Source organism: Kribbella catacumbae DSM 19601 (assembly GCF_000372465.1).
GTDB lineage: Bacteria > Actinomycetota > Actinomycetes > Propionibacteriales > Kribbellaceae > Kribbella > Kribbella catacumbae.
Genome location: NZ_AQUZ01000111.1, coordinates 1 through 6,668, shown reverse-complemented (window position 1 = coordinate 6,668; position 6,668 = coordinate 1). Strand labels below are relative to the sequence as shown.

The window sequence follows — 6,668 nt, the reverse complement described above, 5'->3', positions numbered from 1 at the left end:
CGCGGCCGCGGTGGCTCGATACGTGGCGCCGCCGGCCACCAACGCCAACGCATGCGCGACATCCCGCGCGGCGAACCCGTACAGCCTCGGCGCCGGCTGCCCCTCCCACGGCTCCAACTGCGTCGCGCAGTCCGCACACACATGCTCCGCCGCCGACGCCACGATCCGCGGCAGCACCTCAGCGAACCGATGCGGCTCGCCCTCGTCCGGCCGGCACAGCCACCGCTGCCGCCGCTGACCAGCCCGGCCATACCAACCCGCACGCACCACCGAACCACGATGACCCAGCGGACACTCCGGGATTTCCATACCCCGAATCATATCCACCCTAAGCGACATAGGACATATGCTCGATTGTTGGGCAAGCGGATGGAGGTTAGGTGAGGTCGAGGTCACCGAAGGCTTCATCGAGGGCAATCTCACGGTCCCGCCGCGGATCGGCGATATCGATGCCGGTGGAGCAATGGTGCGCCGAGAACGTGCGGAACTGGCGGGTCGTTCAGGTACGCGTGCCAGCGGTCGGCGACGCTGTAGAAGCGGATGAACGCCCGTGCCTGAGGCCATCTCTCATGTGTCATTGATTGGTACCGCTCCAGTGGCCAACAGTCAGGTTGACGAGTGTTCCCGTTGGAGTTGTGGTGCCAGCAGTTGGGCTTTGCTTGCGTACCTTCCCGTGGTCAGGGGATGCCTGGACGGTCACGAAGCTGATCGTTCCGATGTAGAGGAACAGCGGTTCAAGTGTCTGGCGTGCCGCGTTGACAGTTAGTCCGATCAGGTTCGGGATTACACAAGGCGACCCCTTCAGTTCGGGTGCGGTGATCCAAGGTGACGTAGACCCATCCGTCACGGCGGCCTGCAGGACCTTGCCGTGCTGGTCGATCGCCTGCATCTGGAGCATCCCGTTCTGCCCTTGCTCGGCCGTGACAGTGGAGACGAAGCCTGGATCGCCATCGACTTGAGGCTCGTTGAACACTGACCAATCGGTTCCATTGGATGTCAGCTGAGTGCTGCGCCAGATCCGGCCGACGGCGTCGGTTCCAACCACGCTTAGCCGGCCGTCGCCGCGCCGCGTTGCATGGATCGAGCTCATCTTGAGCGTGGGACTCACGAGGGGGAGCCAGTCCGACCATGGCCCGGCCGGTGCGGATCGGATGCGATGGAAGACCTTCCCCCAGACATCGATACCGAATAAGGCGGTGGAGCCGTTGGCGTTGACTTCCGCGGTCACGGCCTGCATTGATCCGGTGAGCTGAGTCCACGAACCAAACGCACTGCCAGGAGCGCTCTGTCGTCGGGTCCAGACGCTGCTATCGGTGCCGTTGACGCCGAACAGCTCGATCCGGCCATCGGGCAGACGCACGGTGCACAGTGATGTCAGAGTGCCGTCGAGTATTGTCCAGTTCGTCCACGTTCCGCCGGGCGTGGTCTGCCATCGATGGCAGATCTGTGACCCGGAGGTGATGCCGAACAGCTGCACTCGACCGTCCGCGGCGGTCTCGGCCGCGATGGTCCGCAGGATTCCGTTCATCCGCGTCCAGCCGGAGTAGGCCCCGTCAGGCGTGGCTTGCCGCCGGAAGAAGACCTCTCCTGCGTTGTTTAGCGCGAAGACCTCCATTCGCCCGTCGTTGCGCCGCGCCATCGCGGTCCGGGCTGGACGCACCGCGAGTTTGAAAGGCGCTGGCAACAGCAGCAGTGCGTTCCGATCGTTCGGGGCACCGGAGCTTCCCAGGACTCCGCCGGGTTTCGCAACGTGCTGAATGTCGTTCGCGGACAGCTCGCGCGCGAGCGACGCCAACCCGGTCGGGCTGGAGATGTCCCCGCCGAAGTCGATTGGCGCGTCGATGTCCACCATCGTCGTGTAGATGCCCAGTGTGCCATTGCCCTCGGCAACCTCGATCAATCGGCTCTGAATCGGCCAGTCGATATGGGAGGCCGTGTTGATCTCCCAGAAGCCGCCACTCGGGAAGTGCGAGCCCGACGGGCGGTGGTGTGCCGTGATCTTGTTCTTGTGAGTGTGTCCGTTGACGATCATGATCACGTTGGGGAACCCCAAGAGGATCCGACGCAACTCGTCGCCCGCGTCAAAGTCGTCCTTCATCGTGGCCAAGGTGTGATGGCAGAACAGAACCACGAGACGGTCTCGCACGCTGGGTTGCTCGTAGCGGGTGAACTTCCCGGATGCGACGTTGTGAATCTCGTAGCGTGAGCTACATGCTCTCAACTGGGCGTACAGCCACTCGATCTGCTCCTCATCGAGCGACCCCTTGGCGGTGTTGGACTCGGTGGTGTCCAGGCAGATGAATCGGAACAGATCCTCAGGCTCCGGCGGAATCACGTAGTCAGCGTCATTCGCGACGTTGGCGAATCCGTGACCGATCGGCGTACCGGCGGTGTTGAAATGCTCGGCCATGAACGACTCACGAGACATGAGCCGGCGCGCAGGGTCCGCGTGAACATTTCTGAGGACCAGCCCACCGACTGCGTCGAGCAGATCCTTGTACTCGCCGAGACTGCCGATATCGCCGTCACCGACGGCTGGCAGCGGGTTATTGGTGTCTACTCCTTTGACACCTCCAGTAGCAATAGACCTTAGTTCGCCGCCGACGAAAGGCGTGAACGGATCAAAATTGCCTTGTACATTACGATCATGGTTTCCGTAAGCGGCATACCACGGCATCCCCAGGCCGTAGGCGCCGAAAGTATTTCTGGCTGCCCCCGGCAGACCAGCAACCCTGGGGAATCCCGCCGCGAGATAGTTGTCAGGACCATCGTGTTCGTGGGCCGGATGCCAATAGTGCTTGTCGATCCCCAACGCCGAGCCAGTCACACTCTCGTCCTGAGGGCCACCGGAATCCGGGGTGACTGGCCGTCCGTCGAGCAGGTCGATGTACCACCTGGTCTCGTTGTACTGCGCGTTGTCTGTCATGTCACCGGTGACCAGTGTGAGCTTCAATGGCAGACCAGTGGCCGGCCCCTGGCCGACCTTGGCAACTGCCCGGCACATCGCATCGGTCAGGTGAGCCGACATGCTTTCTTGCGGGCGATACGCGCCGTCGAAATCCCCATAGCTGGCGAAGTGCGGTGGCCCCGGGTCGGCGTAGCGATCGAACAACTCCAGCCGCATCGGCGACTGATCATCGATGATGTGCAGGTCCGACATCTGCGCGAACGCGACCAGCGGCCTGTCAAGCCAGACCGACGGCGACGGGCTAAGCTCGGAGCGCACTAGGCGCGGCTCACCCGGACCTACCACCAGTTTCCGGTAGCCGGTCGGACTTGGCGTGCCCAATCCGATCGTCTGGTCCAGCGTGGTCCTTCCACTGGCTGACCCCGCCGCCCGGACCGAGCCGGTCAATAGGCGCAGCGGATCTGTGGCAGCCAAGGTTGCCACTGCGGACGCCGCAAGCAGTCTGCGCCGAGAGATCTTCACGGCCACTCCCCTTCGGTCGATACTCATTTCGCGAGACCGTGCTCGACTGATCAGCCTCAGCACGATGCATTGGTCATGTTGACACGCGCGAATGGGAGACCGATGGGAACTTGATGGCTAGCCTGGGTTCCGGCCCTTGGGTGTAGGGATGAGTGCTGCGGTCAGGTGGCTGGCCAGTGGCGGCGCGGGGGCGTTGAACGGCGGTGGTGAGGGCCAGTTCGAGCCAGTAGGCGTTCGCAGTGCAGGCGTGGAATGGCAGGTTGCGCATGCCGGTGTCTTTGCCGGTGCGGATGCGGTCGGCGACCCTTGGCGCCAATCCGATCGTGGCTGTGTCACCGCGATCGATCGCTGACCTGAAGCGGGCACTCATGGTTCCCGAACGTCCTCGTGACGCACTGGGACGCGTATTGACGGCGGGCCCGCCAATGCCTACCTGCGCGACCCCTCAGGCAACCTGTTCGGCGTGTTTTCTCCCCCTGTCGAGGCATCACCACGCACCCTGGCGGGCGGGCGTAACGCCGCCCACCGGACCGGCTCCACGGCACCCCGATTCCTGGGCCACCACGAAACGTTGAGGAGACGATCATGTCAGCCCCTGGTGACCTGACCGTTAAGGATCTCCTGCAGGGCCACACCATCAACGTCGTGACAGCCGCACTGTGGCTGCGGGACCTGGTGAGATCCACCATCCCCGACGCGAGCGAGACGGTCTGGCCCGGGTGGCACGGGATCGGCTATCGCCACCCGGAGGCCGGCTACGTCTGCGGCATCTTCCCCCACGAGAGCAACGTCAAGCTGTTCTTCGAATACGGAGCAGACCTTCCCGACCCAGCCCACATCCTCACAGGCTCAGGGCGCCGCGGCCGATCCGTAGCGATCGACCATCCTGACCAAGTCCCGCCCGCCCGGATCATCGACCTGATCGACGCTGCAATCGATCACCGACGCGCGTAGCCGAGCGCTCCCAGCAGTTGCCCACCACACGGCCGCATTGTGTGACTCCTACCGTCCAACTTTGCTGAGAGGCAACGCAGACATGCAGATGATCACGAGTTCTTTCCGTCCCGCATCGAGCCGAAGGCTCACCGGCGTTGCCGTTGCGTTGGTCGCGCTGGCGGCCACATATATCCTGCTACCGGTTGAGGCGGCCGCGGCTCAGTTGGGCACGGACGTCGTCGCCGAGCCCGACCGTGGTGTTCTGACGGTGAGGGCAGCTTCTCTGAAGGCCAACGCCATCACCATCGTGCGGCAGGGCGACCAGTTGATCGTCAGCGATGCGGGGGATTTCATCGGCATTTCGAACTGTCCGCGGATCGACCAGAAACGGGTGTCCTGTTCGATGCGCGGCCTGTGGGACGTCCAGGTGCTCGCGGGCGACTTCGACGACGAGATTGTTTTCGACGCCGTCGACGACTTCGAGTTGATGGTAGGTACCTTGTCCGGTGGGACTGGCGACGACACTTTGAGCCTTGGCCCGTCCGCCGGCCGAGGCGTTCTCCTCGGCGGCCCCGGCAACGACCGCCTGAGCGGTGGAACTGCGGCGGATCGGATGATCGGTGGGGAGGGTGCTGACCGCTTCGCCGGTGGCGATGGCATCGATACCGCGGACTACAGCGACCGTTCGGTCCACGTGAGGGTCAGCATCGGACTCCAACTCCCCGACGGTGAGCAAGGCGAGAACGACAACGTTCTCGATGACGTCGAGAACGTGATCGGAGGTACGGGGCCGGACTCCTTGCAGGGCAACGGCTTGGACAATCAGCTGTGGGGTGGCTCCGGTGAAGACGTGCTCAACGGTGGACCGGGCGACGACGTACTGAGCGGCAACGGTGGTGAGGATCGACTGAACGGCGAAGAGGGCCGTGACGATCTCTTCGGCGGCGATGGCAATGACACACTCGACGGTGGTCTGGGGACGGACCAGGATCTCTTCGACGGCGGGACGGGGTCTGATGTCGCCAGCTATGCCTTCCGGCAGGATTCACTGATCGTCGACAACGATGGTGCCTCCGACGACGGCAGCGGTTCCGAGGGCGACAATGTCAAGCCCAACGTGGAGAGAATCCGCGGTGGTAACGGCAACGACCAGCTGAGCGTTGTGGCGCCCGGGTCCACCCCGGAAATCAACGTGCTCGAAGGCGGACAGGGCGATGACCGGCTCGACGTCAGAGACGGTGGTCCGCGCGATGTCGTCGATGGGGGACTGGGCCAGGACGCCTGCTTCATTGACCCGACCGACACTCCTCGCCTCGCCTGCGAACTGGCTCAGTGAGCTGAGACATACGGACCTCACTGCAGTGGCGGGCCGATCGAGTTCCGGGTGCCGGCTGGTCGTGTGGACGACCAGCCGGCAATCCGGCGTACTCCGCTCGATCACCAGTGGTGGAGGCAAGGTGGTCCTGGAGCGGGATCGCGGAGGACAAGGAATCTGCCGGACCGATCGCGGAAATCTTCACAGCCAAGGGATATGTCGTCGCCAGGGTGAGTATCCGATCAAGCAACGACCGGACGGAAGTTCGCCGCCGTGATCCGTTCTTCATCGTGAGCGCGGGCGATTATATCGGCTGCGATGCTGTGGCCCTGCCGCTGTACTTCCGTCTCAGCGGCACCGAGGCGCTCTTGCATGGTCGCCGCACGCTGACCGCACCAGGCTCGCAGCAGTTCGTGTCGCGGTCGGCCGCGCTCAAGCTAGTCCCTGTACTCCGCATCAGGTGAGGTGGTGTACGGCGTCTTGTTGTAGCTGACGGCAGCCCTTCCGTGCTTGGCTCTGTCTCTGTACTCCTTCTCGCCCTCCACGACCCAGTCCAGAACCGGCCCCGGTGTCGGTCGGCACGCATATTCGGCAATCATCAACGTCCCGTCGGGGGACACGAGTTGGTCCCCGTCAAGTTCGAACCAGTCGGTCTGCGTGAGTAGTTCGGCAACAGGTAGTCCGATGATGCGTCCGAGCCCACCTGGATGGGGTGTCGGTAAGAACGCTGTCAGTGCGCCACGAGGCGCTGTTTGTCCGTACGGAGGTGAGAGACCGCCGTCGCTTCATCGTCGTAGCGGTGGGGTGAAGTTGGGGGCAGCCTGAGCCGGGGGTCGCCGGGAGGGTGGGAGCAGCCTCGACAAAGTCGGGTCGGCCTGGCACTGCCGGATGGGTCGGGCCCGGTGAACGAGACGGGAAGGTATACGTGAGGAACCGGTGCCGTTACGCCTCTTGATTTCTTGCCAGCTCGAACCCGGTGGATATGGG

General features: G+C 63.7%; 5 protein-coding genes. 3 read left to right on the top strand and 2 right to left on the bottom strand.

Translation table 11 applies throughout. The features are described 5' to 3' along the window. Positions 1 to 309, bottom strand: a 309-nt coding sequence (locus A3ES_RS0145065) for a hypothetical protein (RefSeq protein ID WP_026163805.1), incomplete at its 3' end; no start/stop codon positions are given. A gap of 265 nt (positions 310 to 574) precedes the next feature. Then, a complete protein-coding gene (locus tag A3ES_RS52095; protein WP_169501860.1) occupies positions 575 to 3,430 on the bottom strand; it encodes a TIGR03767 family metallophosphoesterase in 2,856 nt (951 codons plus the stop codon). A 585-nt stretch (positions 3,431 to 4,015) separates the two neighbouring features. Between A3ES_RS52095 and A3ES_RS50680 the strand changes: the two genes are divergently transcribed. The 3 genes from A3ES_RS50680 to A3ES_RS0145040 all read left to right on the top strand — a co-directional run bounded on the left by A3ES_RS50680 (position 4,016) and on the right by A3ES_RS0145040 (position 6,145). Beyond that, positions 4,016 to 4,384 (top strand): DUF1801 domain-containing protein, encoded by a 369-nt coding sequence (locus A3ES_RS50680; RefSeq protein WP_020393410.1) that lies wholly within the window; start codon positions 4,016 to 4,018, stop codon positions 4,382 to 4,384. Between the two features lie 88 nt (positions 4,385 to 4,472). Beyond that, positions 4,473 to 5,702, top strand: coding sequence for a calcium-binding protein (locus A3ES_RS52085; RefSeq protein ID WP_237745225.1), 1,230 nt, complete (start codon positions 4,473 to 4,475; stop codon positions 5,700 to 5,702). Positions 5,703 to 5,911: 209 nt separating this feature from the next. Then, the gene (locus A3ES_RS0145040) at positions 5,912 to 6,145 is read left to right on the top strand and encodes a hypothetical protein (protein WP_157631088.1); all 234 of its coding nucleotides are present in this window, start codon (positions 5,912 to 5,914) and stop codon (positions 6,143 to 6,145) included. Positions 6,146 to 6,668: the final 523 nt, after the last annotated feature.